Source organism: Intrasporangium oryzae NRRL B-24470 (assembly GCF_000576595.1).
Classification (GTDB): domain Bacteria; phylum Actinomycetota; class Actinomycetes; order Actinomycetales; family Dermatophilaceae; genus Intrasporangium_C; species Intrasporangium_C oryzae.
Genome location: NZ_AWSA01000127.1, coordinates 1 through 522 on the forward strand (window position 1 = coordinate 1; position 522 = coordinate 522).

Sequence of the window (522 nt, forward strand, 5' to 3'; positions counted from 1 at the left end):
TCTGATCTACGATTACTAGCGATTCCGACTTCATGGAGTCGAGTTGCAGACTCCAATCCGGACTACGACGTACTTTATGAGGTCCGCTTGCTCTCGCGAGGTCGCTTCTCTTTGTATACGCCATTGTAGCACGTGTGTAGCCCTACTCGTAAGGGCCATGATGACTTGACGTCATCCCCACCTTCCTCCAGTTTATCACTGGCAGTCTCCTTTGAGTTCCCGGCCGAACCGCTGGCAACAAAGGATAAGGGTTGCGCTCGTTGCGGGACTTAACCCAACATTTCACAACACGAGCTGACGACAGCCATGCAGCACCTGTCTCAGAGTTCCCGAAGGCACCAATCCATCTCTGGAAAGTTCTCTGGATGTCAAGAGTAGGTAAGGTTCTTCGCGTTGCATCGAATTAAACCACATGCTCCACCGCTTGTGCGGGCCCCCGTCAATTCATTTGAGTTTTAACCTTGCGGCCGTACTCCCCAGGCGGTCGATTTAACGCGTTAGCTCCGGAAGCCACGCCTCAAG

Annotated in this window: 1 rRNA gene; it reads right to left on the reverse strand. The window is 52.9% G+C overall.

Annotated elements, in window-relative coordinates:
* A 16S ribosomal RNA gene (locus N865_RS21355) occupies window positions 1-522 on the reverse strand; the annotation flags it as partial.